Source organism: Rhizobium sp. WSM1328, from assembly GCF_057653715.1.
The window spans coordinates 2499234-2519241 of sequence record NZ_CM172788.1 but is presented as its reverse complement, the minus strand read 5'-3'; the positions used below and the strand labels follow the sequence as shown (position 1 = coordinate 2519241).

General features: G+C 61.4%; 24 protein-coding genes. 10 read left to right on the top strand and 14 right to left on the bottom strand.

Annotated elements, in window-relative coordinates; genetic code table 11:
• The first annotated feature begins 144 nt into the window (after positions 1 to 144).
• Entirely contained in the window at positions 145 to 1020 is an 876-nt protein-coding gene (locus AC2444_RS12795; protein WP_012757985.1) for a bifunctional helix-turn-helix transcriptional regulator/GNAT family N-acetyltransferase, read from the top strand.
• A gap of 140 nt (positions 1021 to 1160) precedes the next feature.
• Here the strand turns inward: AC2444_RS12795 and AC2444_RS12790 are convergent, their stop codons facing one another.
• A complete protein-coding gene (locus AC2444_RS12790) occupies positions 1161 to 2192 on the bottom strand; it encodes an aldo/keto reductase (protein WP_012757984.1) in 1032 nt (343 codons plus the stop codon).
• 138 nt (positions 2193 to 2330) lie between these two features.
• Here AC2444_RS12790 and AC2444_RS12785 point away from each other — a divergent pair, with 138 nt between their 5' ends.
• Positions 2331 to 2951 (top strand): TetR/AcrR family transcriptional regulator, encoded by a 621-nt coding sequence (locus tag AC2444_RS12785; RefSeq protein ID WP_041935541.1) that lies wholly within the window; start codon positions 2331 to 2333, stop codon positions 2949 to 2951.
• A 67-nt stretch (positions 2952 to 3018) separates the two neighbouring features.
• On the opposite strand, the gene AC2444_RS12780 is transcribed toward AC2444_RS12785, so the two are convergent.
• The gene (locus AC2444_RS12780; RefSeq protein WP_012757982.1) at positions 3019 to 3672 is read right to left on the bottom strand and encodes an O-methyltransferase; all 654 of its coding nucleotides are present in this window, start codon (positions 3670 to 3672) and stop codon (positions 3019 to 3021) included.
• An 88-nt stretch (positions 3673 to 3760) separates the two neighbouring features.
• On the opposite strand from AC2444_RS12780, the gene AC2444_RS12775 reads away from it, so the two are divergent.
• On the top strand, positions 3761 to 4405 hold the full coding sequence (locus AC2444_RS12775; RefSeq protein WP_012757981.1) for a TetR/AcrR family transcriptional regulator: 645 nt from the start codon (positions 3761 to 3763) through the stop codon (positions 4403 to 4405).
• Between the two features lie 144 nt (positions 4406 to 4549).
• Here the strand turns inward: AC2444_RS12775 and AC2444_RS12770 are convergent, their stop codons facing one another.
• Positions 4550 to 4753 carry a hypothetical protein gene (locus AC2444_RS12770; protein WP_012757980.1) on the bottom strand — a complete coding sequence of 68 codons (204 nt, stop codon included), beginning with the start codon at positions 4751 to 4753 and terminating at the stop codon, positions 4550 to 4552.
• Between the two features lie 188 nt (positions 4754 to 4941).
• On the bottom strand, positions 4942 to 5583 hold the full coding sequence (locus AC2444_RS12765; protein ID WP_012757979.1) for a dihydrofolate reductase family protein: 642 nt from the start codon (positions 5581 to 5583) through the stop codon (positions 4942 to 4944).
• 92 nt (positions 5584 to 5675) lie between these two features.
• On the opposite strand from AC2444_RS12765, the gene AC2444_RS12760 reads away from it, so the two are divergent.
• A complete protein-coding gene (locus AC2444_RS12760; RefSeq protein ID WP_012757978.1) occupies positions 5676 to 6197 on the top strand; it encodes a winged helix-turn-helix transcriptional regulator in 522 nt (173 codons plus the stop codon).
• Between the two features lie 25 nt (positions 6198 to 6222).
• On the opposite strand, the gene AC2444_RS12755 is transcribed toward AC2444_RS12760, so the two are convergent.
• Genes AC2444_RS12755 through AC2444_RS12745 form a run of 3 tightly spaced genes read right to left on the bottom strand, consistent with a single transcriptional unit; the run spans position 6223 to position 8827 of the window.
• On the bottom strand, positions 6223 to 7026 hold the full coding sequence (locus AC2444_RS12755; protein ID WP_012757977.1) for an ABC transporter permease: 804 nt from the start codon (positions 7024 to 7026) through the stop codon (positions 6223 to 6225).
• A 2-nt stretch (positions 7027 to 7028) separates the two neighbouring features.
• Positions 7029 to 7829 (bottom strand): ABC transporter permease, encoded by an 801-nt coding sequence (locus AC2444_RS12750; protein ID WP_012757976.1) that lies wholly within the window; start codon positions 7827 to 7829, stop codon positions 7029 to 7031.
• Entirely contained in the window at positions 7826 to 8827 is a 1002-nt protein-coding gene (locus AC2444_RS12745; protein ID WP_012757975.1) for an ABC transporter ATP-binding protein, read from the bottom strand. The genes AC2444_RS12750 and AC2444_RS12745 overlap by 4 nt, the downstream gene beginning before the upstream one ends.
• Positions 8828 to 8990: 163 nt before the next feature.
• On the opposite strand from AC2444_RS12745, the gene AC2444_RS12740 reads away from it, so the two are divergent.
• The gene (locus AC2444_RS12740) at positions 8991 to 9533 is read left to right on the top strand and encodes an NADPH-dependent FMN reductase (RefSeq protein ID WP_012757974.1); all 543 of its coding nucleotides are present in this window, start codon (positions 8991 to 8993) and stop codon (positions 9531 to 9533) included.
• Positions 9534 to 9549: 16 nt separating this feature from the next.
• Here the strand turns inward: AC2444_RS12740 and AC2444_RS12735 are convergent, their stop codons facing one another.
• A complete protein-coding gene (locus AC2444_RS12735; RefSeq protein ID WP_012757973.1) occupies positions 9550 to 9696 on the bottom strand; it encodes a hypothetical protein in 147 nt (48 codons plus the stop codon).
• A gap of 140 nt (positions 9697 to 9836) precedes the next feature.
• Between AC2444_RS12735 and AC2444_RS12730 the strand changes: the two genes are divergently transcribed.
• The 3 genes from AC2444_RS12730 to AC2444_RS12720 all read left to right on the top strand — a co-directional run bounded on the left by AC2444_RS12730 (position 9837) and on the right by AC2444_RS12720 (position 12971).
• Positions 9837 to 10508 carry a response regulator transcription factor gene (locus tag AC2444_RS12730; protein ID WP_012757972.1) on the top strand — a complete coding sequence of 224 codons (672 nt, stop codon included), beginning with the start codon at positions 9837 to 9839 and terminating at the stop codon, positions 10506 to 10508.
• Positions 10508 to 11860, top strand: a complete 1353-nt coding sequence (locus tag AC2444_RS12725) for a sensor histidine kinase (protein WP_012757971.1) — start codon at positions 10508 to 10510, stop codon at positions 11858 to 11860. Before AC2444_RS12730 ends, AC2444_RS12725 begins: the two co-directional genes overlap by 1 nt.
• A gap of 211 nt (positions 11861 to 12071) precedes the next feature.
• Complete coding sequence (locus AC2444_RS12720) at positions 12072 to 12971, top strand: DUF3313 domain-containing protein (protein ID WP_017994463.1); 900 nt, start codon at positions 12072 to 12074, stop codon at positions 12969 to 12971.
• 131 nt (positions 12972 to 13102) lie between these two features.
• Here AC2444_RS12720 and AC2444_RS12715 read toward each other — a convergent pair whose 3' ends face one another.
• The 3 genes from AC2444_RS12715 to AC2444_RS12705 all read right to left on the bottom strand — a co-directional run bounded on the left by AC2444_RS12715 (position 13103) and on the right by AC2444_RS12705 (position 15219).
• Positions 13103 to 13693 (bottom strand): GNAT family N-acetyltransferase, encoded by a 591-nt coding sequence (locus AC2444_RS12715; protein WP_012757969.1) that lies wholly within the window; start codon positions 13691 to 13693, stop codon positions 13103 to 13105.
• 255 nt (positions 13694 to 13948) lie between these two features.
• Complete coding sequence (locus tag AC2444_RS12710) at positions 13949 to 14470, bottom strand: BA14K family protein (RefSeq protein WP_012757968.1); 522 nt, start codon at positions 14468 to 14470, stop codon at positions 13949 to 13951.
• A gap of 266 nt (positions 14471 to 14736) precedes the next feature.
• Positions 14737 to 15219, bottom strand: a complete 483-nt coding sequence (locus AC2444_RS12705) for a BA14K family protein (RefSeq protein ID WP_012757966.1) — start codon at positions 15217 to 15219, stop codon at positions 14737 to 14739.
• A 448-nt stretch (positions 15220 to 15667) separates the two neighbouring features.
• Between AC2444_RS12705 and AC2444_RS12700 the strand changes: the two genes are divergently transcribed.
• Complete coding sequence (locus AC2444_RS12700; RefSeq protein ID WP_128449166.1) at positions 15668 to 16726, top strand: calcium-binding protein; 1059 nt, start codon at positions 15668 to 15670, stop codon at positions 16724 to 16726.
• A gap of 159 nt (positions 16727 to 16885) precedes the next feature.
• Here the strand turns inward: AC2444_RS12700 and AC2444_RS12695 are convergent, their stop codons facing one another.
• The 3 genes from AC2444_RS12695 to AC2444_RS12685 all read right to left on the bottom strand — a co-directional run bounded on the left by AC2444_RS12695 (position 16886) and on the right by AC2444_RS12685 (position 18453).
• Complete coding sequence (locus AC2444_RS12695; RefSeq protein ID WP_012757964.1) at positions 16886 to 17095, bottom strand: hypothetical protein; 210 nt, start codon at positions 17093 to 17095, stop codon at positions 16886 to 16888.
• Positions 17096 to 17291: 196 nt separating this feature from the next.
• Positions 17292 to 17573, bottom strand: a complete 282-nt coding sequence (locus tag AC2444_RS12690) for a hypothetical protein (protein WP_012757963.1) — start codon at positions 17571 to 17573, stop codon at positions 17292 to 17294.
• A gap of 43 nt (positions 17574 to 17616) precedes the next feature.
• Positions 17617 to 18453 (bottom strand): alpha/beta fold hydrolase, encoded by an 837-nt coding sequence (locus AC2444_RS12685; protein WP_012757962.1) that lies wholly within the window; start codon positions 18451 to 18453, stop codon positions 17617 to 17619.
• Between the two features lie 593 nt (positions 18454 to 19046).
• Between AC2444_RS12685 and AC2444_RS12680 the strand changes: the two genes are divergently transcribed.
• The gene (locus tag AC2444_RS12680; protein ID WP_012757961.1) at positions 19047 to 20003 is read left to right on the top strand and encodes a S1C family serine protease; all 957 of its coding nucleotides are present in this window, start codon (positions 19047 to 19049) and stop codon (positions 20001 to 20003) included.
• The last annotated feature ends 5 nt before the right edge of the window (positions 20004 to 20008 follow it).

Here is a 20008-nt window from a genome sequence, read left to right as displayed (position 1 = left end):
GAAGGCCTTCGGAACGTTGCCATCCCATAGGCGAGGCGATGCTGCTGCGCAAGGCGGATGGCGGGGAAGTGCGCAGCTCATTTATGCCCTTCCTTTGAGTGCTCAGAATTGACAGGAGGAATTAGCTGACTAAAGTCAGATAATATGACTTACGATCCTGTCGCTCGTGTCCGTCGCTTCAACCGTGCCGTCACCTCCGAAGTCGGCGCTCTCGATACGTCTTTCCTCGGACGCGGCCGTCCGCTGGGTGCTGCCCGCGTCCTCAATTCAATCGGCCGGGGGCAATCGGATGTTGCGGTAATCCGCGATTATCTCGGTCTCGACTCCGGCTTGATGAGCCGTCTGCTGCGCAGTCTGGAAGAGGAGGGTCTGATCGAGACGCTACCGAACCCTCAGGACGCGCGTCGCCGCGTTGCCCGATTGACCGAAACCGGCCGTTCCGAGTTTCAGGCTTATGAAGCGCTTTCCAATGCGCAGGCGAAAACATTTCTGGCGCGCCATCGGCGCCCGGACGAACTGCTGCGCGCCATGGATATCGTTGCTTCCTCGCTGAGACGCGAGCAGATCTTGCTCGAGGAGAAAGATCCTCGGCACGAGGACGCCAGCTATTGTCTGAACGAATATTACGGCGAACTCGCACGCCGCTTCGAGAAGGGTTTCGATGTATCGCTTTCTCGCGATCCCGACGCCAAGGATATGATCCGTCCGCACGGTGCATTCCTGGTGGCCATGTCGGATGGCCTGCCGATCGGCTGTGTCGGGCTGAAGGGCAATGGCGGCGAGGTCGCGGAGATCAAACGGCTCTGGGTCGCCCCGTCTGCGCGTGGTCTTGGGCTCGCAACGCGCCTTATGACGGCCGCCGAGAACATCGCCCGCGAGCTATCCATCAAGCTCCTGCGTCTGGATACGAATAGCGCGCTGCCCGAGGCAACGCAGCTTTATCGTGGAACCGGCTGGAGTGAGATCGACCGTTTCAATGACGATCCATACCCGGACACGTTCTTTGAGAAACGCCTTTAAGTGACGCTCGCTTTGCGCTGCCCGAATTAGGGGAGGCGCCGCTGCCCGGCCCTTCGCATGGCTCAGGGCGTTCGGCCCTGCGATCGATTCACTGGATAGATCGCTCCTGCTTCGCAGGGCCGGGCCTCACTCCCTGCCAGTCAGGCGGCGAAGCGCTCCGCTATCGGGCGGCGGCGCAGGTTGGGCAGCGTTACCGCAGGCGGGTTATAGGCCGCTTCCAACGGGCCGGTGTCGGTGCCGGGTGGGACGATCGCGTCGATCCGATCGAGGATTTCGTCCGTCAGGCTCACCCCGGCGCCGGCAAGCAGATCGTCGAAGTGCTCCATCGTGCGCGGGCCGATGATCGCCGAGGTGACGGCGGGATGGGCGATGGTGAAGGCCATCGCCATGTGGGCCAGTGCAAGCCCTGCCTGTTGGGCGAGCGGGATGAGCCGTTCGACCGCGTCCAGCCGGCGCTCGTCGTTCATCTGCCTGGGGAAGCGTTTGGCGCGGGCGCTGTCGGGCTGCGGCGCGCCCTTGCGGTATTTGCCGGTGAGCATGCCCATCGCGAGCGGGCTCCACACCATCGCTCCCATTCCATAGCGCTCGCAGGCGGGCAGCACTTCGCGTTCGATGCTACGATTGAGGATCGAATAGGGTGGCTGCTCGGCGCGGAAACGTGCCAGCCCGCGGCGCTCGGAAACCCATTGCGCCTCGACGATTTCCGAGACGGGGAAGGTCGACGATCCCACGGCACGCACCTTGCCCGCCTGTATCAGGTCGGTGAGGGCCGATAGCGTCTCCTCGATGTCGGTATCGGGTGCCGGCCGGTGGATCAGGTAGAGATCGATATGGTCGGTCTGCAGGCGACGGAGCGAATCCTCGACTGCGCGGATCAGCCAGCGGCGCGAATTGCCCTGTCGGTTTGGGTCGTCGCCCATCGGCAGATGTGCCTTGGTGGCGAGCACGACGTCGTCGCGCCGGCCCTTGAGCGCCTTGCTGACGATCTCCTCGGATTCGCCGCGGCTGTAGATATCGGCGGTGTCGATGAAGTTTATACCGGCATCGAGAGCCTTGTGGATGATCCGGATCGAATCCTCGTGGTCAGGATTGCCGGCGGCGCCGAACATCATCGCGCCGAGGCAATAGGGGCTGACCTTGATGCCAGTTCTTCCAAGCGTGCGGTATTGCATGGTCTGTTCCTTTTATTGGGGAGGCGGACTTCGTGCGCATCGATGTGGCCAACACCGTCGCGCTGTGTTAATTTGCATAAACGGAACCGTATTCCGTTTATATACGGAACAATGTTCCGTTTTGCAAGCGGGTGAATGATGGGCGGCGACGAGAGCAAAGAGCAGGAAGACGGGCTGAAGCCCGGGGAAAGGGCGGACAGGCGCGTGCGCGCCGACGCCAAGCGAAATCTCGACGGGCTGCTTCAGGCGGCATTGACGGTGTTTGCGACCTCCGGTGTCGATGCCCCGGTGCGTGAGATCGCGGAAAAGGCCGGCGTCGGCATCGGCACCGTCTACCGGCATTTTCCCGAGCGTTCCGACCTCGTCGTCGCCGTCTTCCGCCGCGAAATCGACGCCTGTGCTGACGCTGCGCCGATCCTTGCCGCCAAACATGCGCCGGGCGAAGCGCTGGCCAAATGGATGCAGCGTTTCGTGGATTTCATCGCGGCCAAGCGCGGGCTTGCGGCGGCCCTGCACTCCGGCAACCCAGCCTTCGATGCCTTGCCCGCCTACTTCCAGCAGCGGCTGCAGCCGGCCCTTCGCTCGCTTCTCGACGCCGCCGCTGCCGCCGGCGAGGTCCGCACCGATATCGCCGCCGAGGATCTTTTGAATGCGGCCGCAAGCCTTAGCATGCACGCCTACGCCCAAGGGTCCGAACATGCCCGGCGCATGGTGTCCCTGCTGGTCGACGGGCTGCGCTACGGCGCTGTACAGCGGTGACGCCCCGACAATGAAACACGCCATTGCCCGGCCGGCACGCGCGCTCGGCCGGGCAACGAACTTGGCTTCAGGTCCGCATCGACAGCTCGATATCCTCTTCGAATGGCGTCGAGAGGTAGCCGGCTGCAGGCGAGCGTACGCGGGCAAGGTATTCCGGGCAGAGGTCGGCATTGTCGGCGATGATGAGGGCGCCAGGCCTCAGGCGGTCTTCCACCAGTTCCAGAATATCGCGATAGAGCGCCTTGGCGCCATCGAGGAACAGCAGGTCGATCGTTTCCGGGAGGTCCGTGCTCAGGGTCTCAAGGGCATCGCCTTCGCGGATCTCGACGAGGTCGATGAGGCCGCCGGCCGTCAGGTTGGCGCGGGCGCGGACCAGCTTCGACGGCTCGAACTCGCTGGTGATCAGCCGACCGCCGCCATTGTCGCGCAGCGCGGCTGCGAGATGGAGGGTCGAGATGCCGAAGGATGTGCCGAATTCGACGATAGTTCGTGCGCGGCTGCTTCGCGTCAGCATGTAGAGCAGCACGCCGGCCTCCCTGGAGACGGGAAGCCAGAGATCCTTTAGGCGCCCGTAAAGGTCGAGATATTCGGTCTTGCTGCCGATCAGGCGCATTCGCTCATCACCTGATAAGCCTGACATTGCCGGGCTCGTCGCCGCAGCGGCTTCTTCGAATAGACCGTTGAGCAGGGGCGCCAGCGGGGCGGTGGTCAGTGTCGTCATGCAAAATCTCCTGGATGACCGCTTCTTGTGTGGGGCGAAAAATACGAGTAATTCGTCGCATCTGCTATTCGCATTGCGGAGCGCTGCCATGACCGATCGTCCAAGAGCCCGGATTTCCTCACGAAAACAGCCCAAACAGGCTCGATCGAGCGAGCTCGTGGCGGCGATCCTGGATGCCGCTGCTCAGGTTTTGGCGCGGGAAGGCGCCCAGCGCTTCACTACGGCGCGGGTGGCCGAAAGGGCGGGCGTCAGCATCGGATCACTCTACCAGTATTTCCCCAACAAGGCGGCGATCCTCTTCCGCCTGCAGAGCGACGAATGGCGGCAGACGACGGACATGCTCGGCGGCATCCTCGCCGATGCGCAAAGGCCGCCGCTCGAACGGCTGCGCCGCCTCGTCCATGCCTTCCTCCGCTCGGAGTGCGAGGAGGCGGCGATGCGCGTGGCGCTCCATGACGCAGCACCTCTTTATCGCGATGCACCGGAGGCGCAGGCGGCGAGGGCATCGGGCGACCGCATCGTCGAACTGTTCATGCAGGAAGTGCTGCCTTCTGCGCCGGAGGCGACACGGGTGCTCGCCGGCGACCTGATCACCACGACCCTCGGCACAGTGGGAAAGCAGTTCTCGGAGGCACCCCGGAGCGATGCGGAGATCGAAGCCTATGCCGACGCCATGGCCGATATGTTCTGTGCCTACCTCGAACAGCTTAGGGCTGGCCGGGACGGGGCATGATGTTCCGGCTGCGATCTGTTGGGCCTGGTGTTCCTGGATGCTGGTGTTCCGGGGCGGCGGCGCGAGGGAGCGGTAAGCGAAAGCGCTGCATCCCAGCGCCTGTCATCGCAGAATGCTATGGTGCTTAGATGGAGGGAGAGGGTTCTACTGGTTGTCCAGTTGCTTCGACAGCTCGGCAAAAAGCCCGTCGTGGTTAGTGTTCATCTGGACGAGATCGACGGCGACGGTGATGGCGTGGCGTCCTTCTATGCTGTCGATGTCGAGTTTCCTCTCGCAGCACCATTGCCGAACGGCATCGGTGACGATGGTTATTTCATCATCGTTGAGCGAGATGAGCGACAGGAGCATCTTCGTATCTTCCATGAAGCGGCAAGAGCACCTATGTCTCTCAAGCGGTCGCGTCGATGATCCGATGGCGTTTACTCTACGCTCATTCCGCAGCAATACCACGGCCATTTTGACACGGCTTGGTGACAGCCGAACGATCCCGACAGGCGGCCGTCAGGGCGGCACCTGCCAGGATTGCTTCGACTCGTTTATTTCGCCAGCACGATATGCGTGGCGTGTTCGGTTGCGACATGCTCGGCGAAGCGGAAGCCGAGGGCCGGGAGGTCGATGCCTGTGAACATCGCCTCGCCCTTGCCGAGCACGACCGGCGAGACGGCGAAATGCAGTTCGTCGATCAGGCCGGCCTGCAGATACTGACGGACGGTGCTGACGCCGCCGCCGATTTTCACATCCTTGCCGCCGGCCGCAGTCTTCGCCTTGTCAAGCGCTTCCTCGACGCCGCCGGTGACGAAGTGAAACGTCGTGCCGCCCTCCATGACGATCGGTTCGCGGGGATAATGCGTCAGGATATAGGTCGGCGCGTGATAGGGCGGGTTCGGTCCCCACCAGCCCTTCCAGGCATCATACGGCCAATCGCCGCGGATGGGGCCGAACATGTTGCGTCCGAGAATGAAGGCGCCGAAATTGGCCATGCCGCGGGCCGCATAACCCTCGTCGACGCCTTCAGAACCGCCGTCCTTTCCGATCATCGCGCGGAAGGTGCGGGTACGGAAAAACCATTCGAACATCTCCGTCCCCCGCTTGCCCAGCGGATCGGTCATGCTTTGCTCCGGCCCGGCGCCGAAACCATCCACGGAAAGGGAAAATGCTGCGACACGCACCTTGGACATGCTACTCTCCTCCATCTGATTGCGATTTGAAACTAGTTGCGTTGTTGCATAAGTGATCCTATATTGCAACCAGTTTTTCGAGGAGAGAATTGGTGGATATTGAACTGCGGTCGGGCTGCCCGATCAACCTGACGATGGAAGTGCTGGGCGACCGGTGGAGCCTCATCATCATCCGGGACATCATGTTTGGCAACCGCCGCCATTTCCGCGATCTTCTGACCCATTCGGAGGAGGGGATTGCCTCCAACATTCTGGCCGCCAGGCTGAAGCGTCTGCTCTCGCTCGGATTCATCAGCAAGCGGGACGATCCGAGCCACAGTCAGAAAGCGATCTACAGCCTCCTGGAGCCAGCGATTCAGCTCGTGCCGGTCTTTGCCATGATCGGCGCCTGGGGACGGCGGCATCTGCCTGTGAGCGAGGAGCTGAGCATCCGCGCACAGCTTCTCGAAGAAGGCGGACCGCCGCTTTGGGACGAGTTTATGGAGGATCTCCGGCAGATCCACATCGCCGACCCGATCGGCGGCGCCAACGGTACATGCACCTCACCGGTGCTGGTGAAGCTGACTGCGGCATTCCTCGAGGTTCGCGCGAGATCGTTGTCGCAGGCATCCTGATATCGAGGAAGGTCGGTCGGCTCGATCAGCCGCCGGCACCCTGGTATTTGCCGGTGGCGTACCGCCAGTGAGTGATTGCCATCAAGACCCAGATCGGCCCGGCCACAAGAGACGCCGGCCCGGCCCAGTCCCCGAGGATCGGGATGGGTTTGCCTAGCAGGGCGCCGACAGGGACCGAGCTGGTGAGGGCCAGCGGAACCGCGGTGATGAGGATGGTCTGGATGCCGCCCGGAAAAATATTGAGCGGGTAGCGCGTCAATTCCCAAAAGCCGAAGAAGATCGAGAACAGGTGGTTGGACCGCACCCAGATCAGCGCTGTGGCGCCGATCATGGTGATGAGTGCCCCCGTCAGCAGCGTCGCGCTGATAAGCGCAGCAATTAAGAATGACGCGGACCAGACCGACCAGGTGAAGTCGACGGACAGAACTGCCCAAGCCATCAGCGCCACTGCGAGGATGACGTGGCCGGCATAGCCGATATTAAGGCCGGAAAAGACCAGATAGGCCCAAGGGCTGAAAGGCTTGACCAACAGCGTGTCGTAAGTGCCGAGCCGTACCAGTTCTTCGAGCTCGCGCAGCTGCACGAAGCTCATCGCAGCGCCGAGCGAATAAGCCAGCAGCTGGAAGCTGAACAGCAGCGCAAGCTCCGGCCAGGTCCAGCCGCCGAGCGTGTCGAAGCGGGCAAGCAGGATTCCGATGGTGGCGAAGACGCTGCCATAGGAAAGGATCTGCGCAAGGCGGTCGAGCCAGAAAGCGCCGCGATATTCCATCTTGGAGCGGACGTGCATCCGCACCAGCAGCGGAAGGACGCGCAGGTGGTGCATGAGCATGATCAACCTCCCTGCACCGTGATGCGGCCGGAGGCGCAGCGCCACAGCCAAAGGACGCCGGCCAGGAACAACGCGGCCCAGGCAAGGCCCAGGCCGAAATGGAGCCAGACATCGGCAGTGGAAAGCCTGCCGAGATAGACGGCATTGGGATAATAGACCACCCAGGCGAAGGGCAGGTGGCGGGCAATCGTGGCCAGCGGTTCGGGGAAGAACCAGAACGGTATCAGCAGGCCCGAGAACAATTGCAGCAGGGCGCCCAGGATCCAGTCCAGCGAGAAGCTCGTCATCAGCCAGAAGGCGACGAGGCCGAAGAGCGCCGACATCAGGAACAGCAGCGTAAAGGACAGCGCCCAGAAGGCGATGAACATCAGGCCATCGAACAGGCTTGCCGGCGGCAGCATGCCGTAAAACAACGCAGTAAAGGCGATGGTCGGAATGACCTGGGTCATCAGGCGATAACCGAAGCTGCCGCATTCGTTGGCGAAGAGATAGAGCGGATAGGACAAGGGCTTGAGCAGCCATACCGCGATATCGCCTGTCTTGAGCGACCGGCCGATTTCGCCGATGATCCTTTCAGGGCGGGTTGCGCCCATCACCGCGCCGCCGAGCAGGGCATAGGTCACCATCTGCTGCAGGGAAACGCCGTCGACTACGATGCCGCCGATGCCGGCATAGGCCGCCTGCCAGATGGCGACACGCGCGAAGACCTGCACGAGTTTGCCGAAGATATTGGCCCATACTTCGTTGCGGTAGGCGAGCTGCGAATGGAAGGAACTGCGCGCGAAGGCGAAATAGGCGCTCATGATGCCAGAGCCTTGGCATTGCGCCGCTGGTAGAAGGTGCGGATGACCTCTTCGATGTCGGGCTCGTGCAGCGCCACATCCTTGAGATCGCGGCCGTTGCCGACCTCCGACAGGATCGTGACCAGCGAGATATCTTCACGCTCGATGAGATAGTTCTTGCGCAGGCCCTCGTCGCTGACGAGGGCCGCGGTGCGCAATGGCAGCGGTCCAGGGTCACTGGCAAATTCGAGTGTCAGCCGCCGGGCCGAGCCCAATGCTGCGCGCAGGCTCTTCAACTCGCCGTCGAAGATGAGCCTGCTATGATCGACCATGATCAGCCGCGGGCAGATAGTCTCGATGTCCTGCAGATCATGGGTGGTGAGGATGAGGGTGACGCCGCGCTCACGGTTGATCTCGGCGAGAAAACGCCGCACGGCATCCTTGGCGACCACATCAAGACCGATGGTCGGTTCGTCCAGAAAGAGGATCTTGGGATCGTGCAGCAGCGACATCACGATCTCGGCGCGCATGCGCTGGCCGAGGCTGAGTTGGCGCACTGCGCGGTCGAGAAAGGGCGTCAAGTCGAGCAACTCGCTGAAGCGTCGGAGATTATCCGCATAGCGGGCGGCGGGGATGTCGTAGATACGCTGGTGCAAGGTAAAACTGTCGACCAGCGGCAGGTCCCACCACAGCTGGCTGCGCTGGCCAAAAACGACGCCGATCTCGCGGGCATTGTCCATCCGCTTCAGATGTGGCGTCCGGCCGAGCACCGAGAGCGTGCCGTCGCTCGGCACCAGGATGCCGGTCATCATCTTGATCATCGTCGATTTGCCGGCGCCATTCGGGCCGAGATAGCCAACGGCTTCGCCTGCCGCGATGTCGAAACCGATGTCGGAAACGGCCAGGACTTCCGTATATTCGTTGGTCACCAACGTCTTCAGCGCGCCCATCAGGCCCGGAAATCTCTTGTGCTGCCGGAAGCGTTTGCTGACGCCCCGCGCCTCGATCAAAGCCGACATGTGTATATCCTCAAGGGGTAATTCCAGCCGATTCGGCAGCAGCACCCAAGCTAACGCGGGGCTCGGCCAGTTCAAGCTAAAGTCGCTTTTGGGGCGCTACTCAATCGCGCCTAGCCTAGCCTTTTGCGTTGACAGCCATGATCAATCGATTCCTGTTAGGGTCATGAAGATTCTCGCAATATCCGGCAGCGCCCGGCGCAATTCCACCAATACCGCCATGCTGCAGGCTGTTCGCGCCGTTGCGCCAAATGAGATCGAGATTTCGATCTTCGACGGTGTGGGGCGGTTGCCGGTATTCTCGCCCGATCTCGAGGGAGAGCATCTGCCGGAGGCGGTGCGGGATCTCATCGATGTGATCGCTCAGAGTGACGGGGTGATCATTGCCAGCCCGGAATATGTCCGATCCATCCCGGGCGGCCTCAAGAACGCGATCGATTGGCTCGTGTCAGGAGAGCAGATCGTCCATAAGCCGATCGCCCTGCTGCACGCATCACATCGCGGCGACGACATGCTGGCGGGTCTTCGCACCGTTCTTGCGACCATTACCGACCGGTTCGCGGGCGATATTTTCCTCAGGCTTCCTTTGATGAAGTTGGAGCCGACCGAGGTGTTCAACACCATTGAGGCAGCGGAGAACCGTTTCAAGGTGCAGGCCTATCTTCAGGCATTCTCGGCCTATTGTATGGCAGACAGTAAGACCGCCTGAGGGTTCGCTCGCTGCATCATCGGACGTCCATCAGCAGGCCGTTCTCGAATGCCGTCTTTTCGTGAAGCGTGTGCAGAATGACGAGTGGGGCTGCGAGCAGCGCGGCAAGGATGAAGGCGGAGAGAAAGTGTCTCGTCAGGAGACGGAGGATAGGTCGGATCATCTTGATCTCCAGCTGCTGCGGATAGTCTTTGTGCTGGACCTCAACAATTGCAGCAGCATGACCGGCTGCCTTGCAAGCTCCGCAATGCTGCCGCAACCCTTGTGGCAGACAGAAGGGGTGAGCGAGACAATGGACGGGCGATGCGGATACTGCTGATAGAGGATGAGAGGGAGCTGGCCGAGGCGCTGTCGGCCGCACTCGGCAAACATGGGATCGTCACCGACCACACGATGCATCTGGCAGACGCCGTCGAGCTGACGCGGCAGAACCTCTACGATGCGATCCTGCTCGACCGCCGCCTGCCCGACGGGGAGGGGCTGAGCTTCATTCCGGATCTGAGGCGGACGGGGAAGGATACGCCGATCATCGTGCTGACGGCGCTGAACGAACCGAAGGAGCGGATCGAAGGCCTCGACCTCGGGGCCGACGACTATCTCGGTAAGCCGTTCCTGGTGGAGGAGCTGATGGCGCGGCTCAGGGCCGTGCTGCGGCGATCGCCTGAACTGGCGGAACTCAAGATCACGGCCGGACGAATGGTGATCGACCCGCTGCATCTGAGCGTCACCGTCGATGCCGTGCCGCTGGACCTGCCCCGACGCGAACTTTTGGTGCTGGCCGCACTGGCTAGGCGCAACGAGAAGACCGTGCTGCGTTCGACGCTGGAGGCGGCGGTTTATAATTACGAGGAGGAAATCCAGTCGAATGCGCTCGACGCGCATATATCGCGGTTGCGCAAGCGGCTGATCGATGCCGGCGCCGGCGTAGCGATCCATAATATCCGCGGCGTCGGCTATCTCATGAAGGAAGAATGATGCGCGAGGCGACCAAGTCGAACCTTTCACTCTGGTGGACGCTCAGCTGGCAGCTCAGTATCGTTTTCGTGGCTGTTGTTGCGACTGTCATCATCGGGCTTTGCATTTACGCCACCAGCATCCTCTCACCCAATGAAGGAATGCAGGTTCAGCTGACTGCAGCCCTCGAGGAAGCTCTTACGCGTGACTCGCGGGGCAGGATCGTCATAGCTGATAGCCCGCGTCTCAGGTCGTTCAAGGCTGAGAACAACAGGCTCTGGTTTTTCGTCGCAACACCCAGTGGAGAAACGGCCTCCTATGGCGTAATGCCGGCGCCCTATGCGGACCTAGCCCGGTACGTTTACCTCATCAAAGACGCCGACATACGAGGGGCGTCTGGTACGACCGAGGTCGCCTCCATCGACCGTGTCGACACGGCAGAAGGCGAGTACAGAGTGATGTACGGCGGAAACGCCAGCAGAAGCTCCGCATTTCTGGCAATACTCGGCAAAACCTACCTCATTTACACACCACTTTTGGCCATCGCTTTGCCCGGGGTTTTTCTAACGATCCCCCGCGTCGTAGCGCGCGCTTTGGCCGGCGTGAAGGATATAGCGAGCAAGGCATCGGAAATCGAACCCCGCCGGCAAGGAGCCCGATTGCCGGTGGATGGTATTCCCACGGAAATCGCACCATTGGTGATTGCTTTTAACGGAACGCTTGAGCGGCTTGAGAACGAGTTTAAGAAACGTCAGCGCTTCCTGCTCGACGCGGCGCATGAGCTCCGGACCCCGATCGCCATCATGCAGACGCGGATCGACGGCATGCCAGACGGGCGCGAGCGGCAGCGGCTGCTCGATGACGTGGCGCGGCTTGGGCAGGCGGCCGAGCAACTGCTCGATTTTGAGCGCAACGATCAGGCGGCTGACCTCGACGAACCGGTCGATCTCGTCGAGATCGCCCGAATGACGGTTGCCGATCTCGCGCCGCTGGCGATTGTCGCCGGCTACCAAATTTCGTTTCAAAGCGAGGTCGAGAGGCTCGAACGCAAAGGCAGCCCGTCGGCGCTACCGAGGGCGGTGAGCAACCTCGTACGCAATGCCATCGACCACGGAGGCAACAGCGGTATGATCGCGGTTTCTGTGTCGGGTTCACCTTCCGGCGGCGAGCGGATCACGGTCACCGACGAAGGGCCGGGCATTCCGGCTGAACACCGGGAGTTGGTTTTCGAGCCCTTCTATCGCGTCACCCCGAAGAGCAAGGGCGCCGGTCTCGGCCTCAGCCTCGTCAAGCAGATCGTCGCAAATCATGGCGGCGAGGTTAGCATCGAGAGCAGTGCTGCAGGGACGCGGGTGACGATCGAACTCGCATAAAGGTCGGGCCTGCTTGAGCAGTATCCGCCCCCCGAGCCTTTCCTGGTTCTGATCAGGAAAGGCTCTGGATCTGTAATGTTGCGGCAATTGTCGACCGCCACTTTCGCCCGACACTAGAGCGCCGCGCGTCCGACAGGACGCGCCAAGGACGCTCTAGCGTTTTAAACCTGCGCATAATCCTTTCCGAAAATCGATCTCGATTTTCGGGGTTATGCGCTATCGGCGACGGAGGCCAGACAGCGTGCGCAGCAATCCATTTCCATTTTCCCTCCCCGTGGCGTCGAGAGGCTTGTCCCTCGCTCTGCCGGTGGCGCTCGCCATGGCCGCGGCCGGGTGCAGCTCGGTGCCGCTAAAGGAGGCCGGCACGCTCTCCTCCTACGGCAATCTCGGCGCGCCGAAGGGCAAGCTGTCGAAATCGCGCGTCTATGTCGATGGGACGCGCCTTAGTCCGGCAAAGACGGTCAGCATCGTGCCGACGACCTTCGCTTTCAACGCCGCGACCCGCGTCAAATCGAACGCCGACCGCGTGATGGTGGCGAACGCTCTGGACCGGGCGCTCTGCATTTCGCTCAGTGACAAATACCAGCTGGTCTCTGCCGGCCAGCCGGCAGATCTGACTATCCGCTCGGTCGTCACCGACATTGTGCCGACCAACAAGGCGATGGCGGGTGTTTCGACCGTCGTGACCGTCGGCACCGGTTTCGTACTGCCCGTCAGCGTGCCCCGGCTGCCGGCCGGCCTTGGCGGACTGGCGGTCGAGGCGGAGGCCGTCGACAGCGGTGGTGTGCAGCGGGCGGCAATCGTCTGGTCGCGCGGGGCAAACTCGCTGCAGAACAACCCCCGCGTTTCCGAAGTCGGCGATGCCTATAGCCTGGCTTCGAAATTCAGCAGCGAGTTTTCCCGCATGCTGATCAAGGGCAAGGAGCCTAAGGGATTGGATATCTCGCTGCCCTCAGGGCATCGGATGAAATCCTGGCTCGGCGGCAAACCGAAATACGCCGCCTGCGACGCCTTCGGCCGGCCGCCCGGACTGATGGGCGCCGTGGCCGCCAAATACGGCGCGCCGCCGCAGTGGACCGAGAAGAAGCCGAAACCGGCCGCGACCTATTGAGAGACAATACGCAGCGACGCCGCGAGCTGCTGCGCGACCAGCACTCAGCCCCACCCCAGGCTGACGGGACGGACGGAGCAAGGGCGGGCAAGGCCCGTGCTCCGTCCGTCTGAAAATCCGTCGGCTGCACGTCAGCCGGCGATTCCGGGCCTCAGCCAGAAATACAGTTTGATCTGATCGGGCCTGTCGGAGGGATGCGGGCCGCGCATGAACAATTCGCCGCCATTGCGCTCGATCACGCGCCGCGAGGCATCGTTATCCTCGTTGCAGAGGATGACGAGGCGGTCGAGGCCTTCCTTCGATGCCAGTGCCAACAGCAGTCTCAACGCAGCGGTCGCGTGGCCGTTGCGCTGTTTCCACGGCACGACGGAATACCCGACATGACCCGACACCTCGGGCGGCAGCTCCTCTATGCCCGCTTGAAAACGCAGGCTGATGCTGCCGCAGAATTCGCCGTCCCAGATCCAGAACAGACGGGTGGTGAGAGGCGGCGATCCGGACCCGGCGTGCGGTTTGCCATCACGAATGAGATCGTCGGGGAACTTCGCCCGGTCCTGGCGCAGCCGCTGAAGTTCACCGCGAACATAGGTTTCGTCGCCTGCGCGGCGCGGATCGGGAGACCAGCCGGCGGCGAGCGCCGCTTCGAAGCCCGACAGGTTTTCCATATCCGGCGGCAGCAGGATGACGGGCCCGGCGGGCTTTGTTGTCTCTCCGGATGTCATTCCGCACCTAAAGCACGTCGCGATCCTTTAGATTCGCTCCTGACGCATCTTTCTATCCAACGCATGTCGTTATCGCAAAACGGCTGCGCACTATTGCGCGACATGCTTTAGGTTCGTGTCGCCCAACTGAGCGAGTCGACCATGACCGCGCAGACCAGCACGGCCGACCGGCGATCGGAAGCCGTGTAGCGGGCTTCCGATCATCAAAAAAGCCCCGCATCTTCATGCGAGGCTTGCTCTGATGCGTGGGCCGGATTACCGGCACTGGCGGCGCGGGCCATAATTCGGCTGATAGGTATTGTCGTAGGCGCGGTATGACCGATAGCGGCTATAGCAGTATTCAGCATGCGAAGAACCATAGGCACGTGCGCGCGGCTGCGAAGCAATGATGCCGCCGAGGAGGGCGCCTGCTGCCAGGCCGCCGATGATGGCGCCGTTATTGTCATATCGGTTATCATATCGGCGATACCGGCGATCGTGACGGCGATCCCAGCCATAACGGTCGTCGCGGTCGTAGCGGCGATCGCGGTAGCTGCGGCGGTCGCGGTCTCGATCGTTGTCGCGGTCGCGGTTGCGGTAGGATCTGCGGTTATCGCCGTTGCCCGAGCAGACGATGGAGTAAGGGTTGCAGGCGACTGTCATGATCCGGGCATCGATACTTTGAGGCGCCGGCTGGGCCGATTGCATCGGGCTCGCCACGAAGGCCGGGGCCGCCGAGGCCGGCATTCCCGAGAAGGCCGTCGCTATCGACAGGGCAATGATGCCGAATTTGTTCATTTCACTCACCTTGGGTCAACGGATGTATTGGGGGATAACGCGGGGGAAGGGAATAGGTTTCATTTTGGGATCGGGAGGGATTATGTATGTGCGTATCTGCTAACGTACCGTGCTTTCATACATATAGAGCTGGTCGATAGGGGGCAAGGCGATTTGCTGGACGGCGTGACAGTCTACGGTGTCCCCGGGAGAGCCGCGTAACGGGCATTCGGGTATCAAAAAGCCCCGCATCTTCATGCGAGGCTTGCTCCAATGGAACGGGCCGGCTAGCGGCACTGGCGGCGTGGGCCGTAGTTCGGCTGGTAGGTATTGTCATAGGCGCGATAGGACCGATAACGGCTATAGCAATACTCCGCATGCGAACCAGAACTGTAGGCACGCGTGCGCGGCTGCGAAGCGATGATACCGCCGAGGAGGGCGCCGGCCGCCAGACCGCCGATAATGGCACCGGTATTGTCATGGCGGCGATACCGGCGATCATAGCGACGATCCCAGCCATAACGGTCGTCGCGGTCGTAATTCCGGTCACGATAGTGATTGCGGTTGCGATACCACCTGCGATTATTGCCGAACTGACCCGGGCAGTTCGTGAAGTTATTGCAGCCGACGGTCGTGATGCGGGCATCGGTGCTTTGAGACGTCGGCTGCGCCGATTGCACCGGGCTCGGCACAAAAGCCAGGCCTGCCGAGGCGGGCATTCCGGAGAAGGCCGTCGTTATCGACAGGGCAATAATGGCGAATCTGTTCATTTCACTCACCTTGGGTAAACGGATGTATCGGGGGATAACGCAGCGGAAGGGAATAGGTTTCATTTTGGGATGGAATGAGGCGGTGTATGTGCGTGGGTGCTAACGCAGCTGGGTTGCGCGCACTGCTGGACGGCAAATCGGCCGGCCCATATGGGGTCTCGCGAGCACTCCAGAGCAACCGCAGCCCGAGTGCGACAAGGAAGGGGGCGGCCACCTTCATGACGAAGAACAGGATGGCAGAGCGCGGAACGGCATGTTCAACCTCCCAGAAGGGCCGCCAAGGCCCAGAGGGGGACGGGATTTACTGGAGGGGCGCGGGGGCCGGTCATTCTTGCAATAGGTACCGTTAACACAACAGACATCTCAGGGTGGTAATTCCCTCCAAACAGAGCTTGGCTACCGGCGGCGGTTGATGCCACCGGGGCGCGTCTTGCCGGGGACTGGAAGAATGCCGAATTGGCGCGTGCGGCGGACGGCCCTGATCCTTGGGTTGGGCCTGATTTTGTCGATTAGCATCTACGATAGGACATCGCGTGACAGCGGGCGGGTCGTCAACAACATCATCCTTACATCCGATCCCGACAGTAACCAACAGATCCATGCCGGTGCGGGCGATGATGTGGTGTATGGCCGAGGCGGACAGGATGAAATCCGAGGTGACGAGGGAGATGACACGCTCTACGGCAACGAGGATGACGATCTTCTGACCGGCGGCACCGGCAACGACACCTACGGCTATGCCCGCGGCGACGGCAACGACACCATTGTGGAAACGATCGAGGATAGCGGCGACGCCGACACGCTGATCTTTTCCGATATCGGCCCCGGTGATATCGGCCTTCGCCAGGAGGGTGACGATCTCATCATTGCGATCAGGATGAGTGCGGCAGATGCCGCCAAGAACGTATCAATTCTCGAGGAAGCGAGGCCTGCGGCCAAGAGCGACGGCAGGCTCACCTGGGCGCTTGAAAGGACTGCCGCACGTATGGCCGCGGGCGGGTCGATCCTCATCGAGTCGGGACGATCAGGTGGCGATAAGGGGATCGAAAGCATCAGGTTCAGCGACGGGACAATCTGGTCGAAGCAGGACATCGCCGCGCATATCAGTGGGGTTCTGCCCGAGGGTATTGCCGGCACTGTCGGCCGGGAAACTCTAGAAGGCACGATGGGCGACGATCTGATCATCGGACTTGAAGGAAACGACACGCTTTCCGGATCCTTTGGCGACGACACCTATGTCTATACCAGCGGCGATGGCTCCGACGTCATCGATGACATCGTCAACATGTCGAACGAGATCGACACGCTTCGCCTGACCGATCTCACCGCTTCCGACGTGATGTTGCTGCGGAATGCGGCAAAGCTGATGGTGATCGTCAAGCCCACGGGCGAAGTGATCACCGTCGAGAAGCAGTTCTTGGCCGAGGGCTATTGGGGCATTGAAAAGATCGAATTTTCCGATGGATTGTCCTGGGATAGGGACAAGATTCTTGTGCGCTTGCGCTAGGTGCTGAACCGGAATGACTGCGCCGACCCCATCGTCGTATGTTCATGCAGCGGCGGCGCAAGTTTCTGCGCCGTGGGTCTCCATGTGCGTGTCAAAGCCGGTAAATGGCGGGAGGAGTCGGTCCGCTCTCGTTGTGCTAACGTGAGGCCGCTATCAGGCTCACCTTCCGCCGGCCAGCAACAGAAGCTGCCTTTCGTCATGCACACCCTGGCGGTAAAGCTCGATGATGAGGGCGCCCAGACGGTCGGCCTCCTTGCTCGATCTGTCGATCTTTAGCCCGCTACAGAGAGCTTCGTGGACACGCCTGCACACATCGAGGTCCTCGGAGGCGAGCGGTTCGTCACGCGTGCTGAACAGCTTGTCTGACATCGCAATCTGCCCTTTTTTGGATGCCGTGAATCGCTTTCGTGAAAAAAGATAATTTCGCGATCTTTGCTCTGCAAGATGGGCGAAGGTCCGAAATTCAAAAAGAATTCTGGGCACGCACGGGAAGATACCGGCGAGGGCGGCAGGGCATGGATATGAGACCGATCGGCGTGTCGACAGGATAGAGTGAGCGTGAGATCTACTTGGTTGCGGGGTCCTTGGCGCCCAGCTGCGACAGCCGCAGCTCTTTCAGCCGCTTGGTTTTTTCCCGGCGGGCCCGCTGCTCCGCTTCGATGGTTTCCTTGGCGGCGCGCTCGGTGTTTTCGAAACGATCCTGCCGGTAAGCCTTTGATGAGGGTTCACGTTCTCTTTTCATGGCCGCTAAACGCAAATCGCCGAAAACGGTTTCATAGGAAAATGAGTCACTGGCCGTCAATCGATCGACGTGGCCAGAATGCCGGCGTGCGGGATGGCAAGCCATCGTGGCAACCGGGCGCCTGATCGGCGCCCGGCAACATCACGGATCAGCCTTTGATGAAGGCGAGGATGTCGGGATTTATGATGTCGGCATGGGTGGTGCACATGCCGTGCGGGAATTTCTCGTAAACCTTCAGCGTGGCGTTCTGCAGAAGCTTGGACGAGAGCAGGGCGGAGTCGGCGATCGGCACGATCTGGTCGTCGTCGCCGTGCATGACGAAGGTCGGCACGGTGATGATCTTCAGGTCTTCGGTGAAGTCAGTTTCCGAAAAGGCCTTGATGCCATCGTAATGCGCCTTGGCGCCGCCGATCATGCCTTGGCGCCACCAATTGTTGATGATTGGCTCCGACACTTTCGCGCCCGGCCGGTTGAAGCTGTAGAACGGGCCGGCCGGCAGATCGCGATAGAATTGCGAGCGGTTGGCGGCGAGCTGCTTGCGCAGGTCGTCGAAGACTTCGATCGGCAGGCCGCCGGGATTGGCATCCGTTTTCACCATGAGAGGCGGCACGGCGCCGATGATCACCAGCTTTGCGACGCGGCCCTGCGGCTGGCCGTGGCGGGCGACGTAATGGGTCGCTTCGCCGCCGCCGGTGGAGTGGCCGACATGGACGGTGTTCCTGAGATCGAGATGCTCGACGACGGCTGCGGCATCGGCGGCGTAGTGATCCATGTCGTGACCGTCGCCCACCTGGGTCGAGCGGCCGTGGCCTCGCCGATCATGGGCGACGACCCGGTAGCCCTTCTCAAGGAAGAACAGCATCTGGGCATCCCAGTCGTCGGAGCAGAGCGGCCAGCCGTGATGAAACATGATCGGCTGAGCGCTCTTCGGCCCCCAATCCTTGTAGAAGATTTCGACGCCGTCCTTGGTGGTAACCGTGCTCATCTTTTGGCTCCGTTGGTTGGGGTTGGTTGGATTAATGCGGTCAGAAGTTTGCGCTGTTGCCTGCAGAATTGACAAGGCCACGAGCGCCGTTGGGCCGGAGGCTAGGGGCAAGAAGGTCGCGCCTGATCAACCCGAATATGTTGATGTGCTTATTGAGTTCCTCTTTCTATTCTATTGATATGACAGAAGTTTGTATGTCTACGCGAGATGGGTATAGCACCCGCCCATTTCGCATGACGCGCGGGAGCCCGGGTGATCCTCGCCTGGCTGCTTTGCGCTGCGAACATTGTTTTAATCCACTGTATCTCGGCTGTCGGCCACCTCAGGCTAGTTCGTCACGGGCGAGACGAACGTCTGCAATGAGCCATTTTTTTATTATTCGTTCAATATATCCGTCCGGGTAGTTCAATATATCTGTCCGGGGTAGGTGTGTTCCCATTCTGCCGCCGTGCATGCCGCTGCTGGCGCACACTTGAACGCGGTTCATCGCCCAACCATCTAATCCTCATACAACAGCGCCATGGCGGACCGTCGCAACCGCGACGGCTTCGCCGGCGGCGGGACGGCCGTTACTGCCGCCTGAGGATTCAATAATGGGTTACATGGACAAGCAGATAGCGCCTCAGAATGATGGGGCGCTGATCGATGCCTATTCGCAATCGATCGCAGCAGCAGTCGATACGGTCGGGCCAGCAGTCAGCCGGATCGAGAGGGTGGGAGGCCGGCAGGGGCAGGGGTCCGGCTTCGCGGTCTCGCCTGATGGCCTGATCATCACCAACAACCATGTCGTTGACGATGCCAAGGTCGTTCGCATCACCACGCCTGACGGTTTCGTTACCGAGGGCCGCGTGCTTGGCCGGGATGTGGATACCGATATCGCCCTCATTCGCGCCAATACAAGCACCGGCGCCTGGGCGAAGCTCGGAGATTCCCAGCGCCTGCGCAGGGGCCATATCGCGATCGCGATCGGAAACCCGCTCGGCTTCGAATGGACGGTTACGGCCGGTATCGTCTCGGCGCTCGGCCGGTCGATGCGGGCGGCCAGCGGCCGGCCGATGGAAGATGTCATCCAGACCGATGCGGCGCTCAATCCCGGCAACTCGGGCGGGCCACTGGTGTCTTCGGGCGGGGAGGTCATTGGCGTCAACACCGCCGTCATCCAGGGCGCGCAGAGCATCGCCTTTGCCGTGGCGTCGAATACGGCCAATTTCGTGGTTTCGGAGATTCTTCGCTATGGCCAGGTCAGGCGCGCCTTCATCGGCATAGCAGGCGATACGATCGTGCTGCCGCGCCGGGTGGCGCTTGCCGCAGGCACGACGCAGACGACCTCGGTTCGCATCCGGCGCGTCGAAGCCGACGGGCCGGCGGCAAAGGGAGGGCTGCAGGAGGGCGATTATATTCTCGCCATCGATGGCAGCCCGGTCGGCGGCGTCGATGATATCGTCCGATTGATGGATGGCAGCAGGATCGGCAGGGATACGGAAATCCTGGTGTTCTCGCTGGCGGGCCGGATCGAGACGAAGATCTTGCTGCCGATGGCGCGGTCCTGACGCTT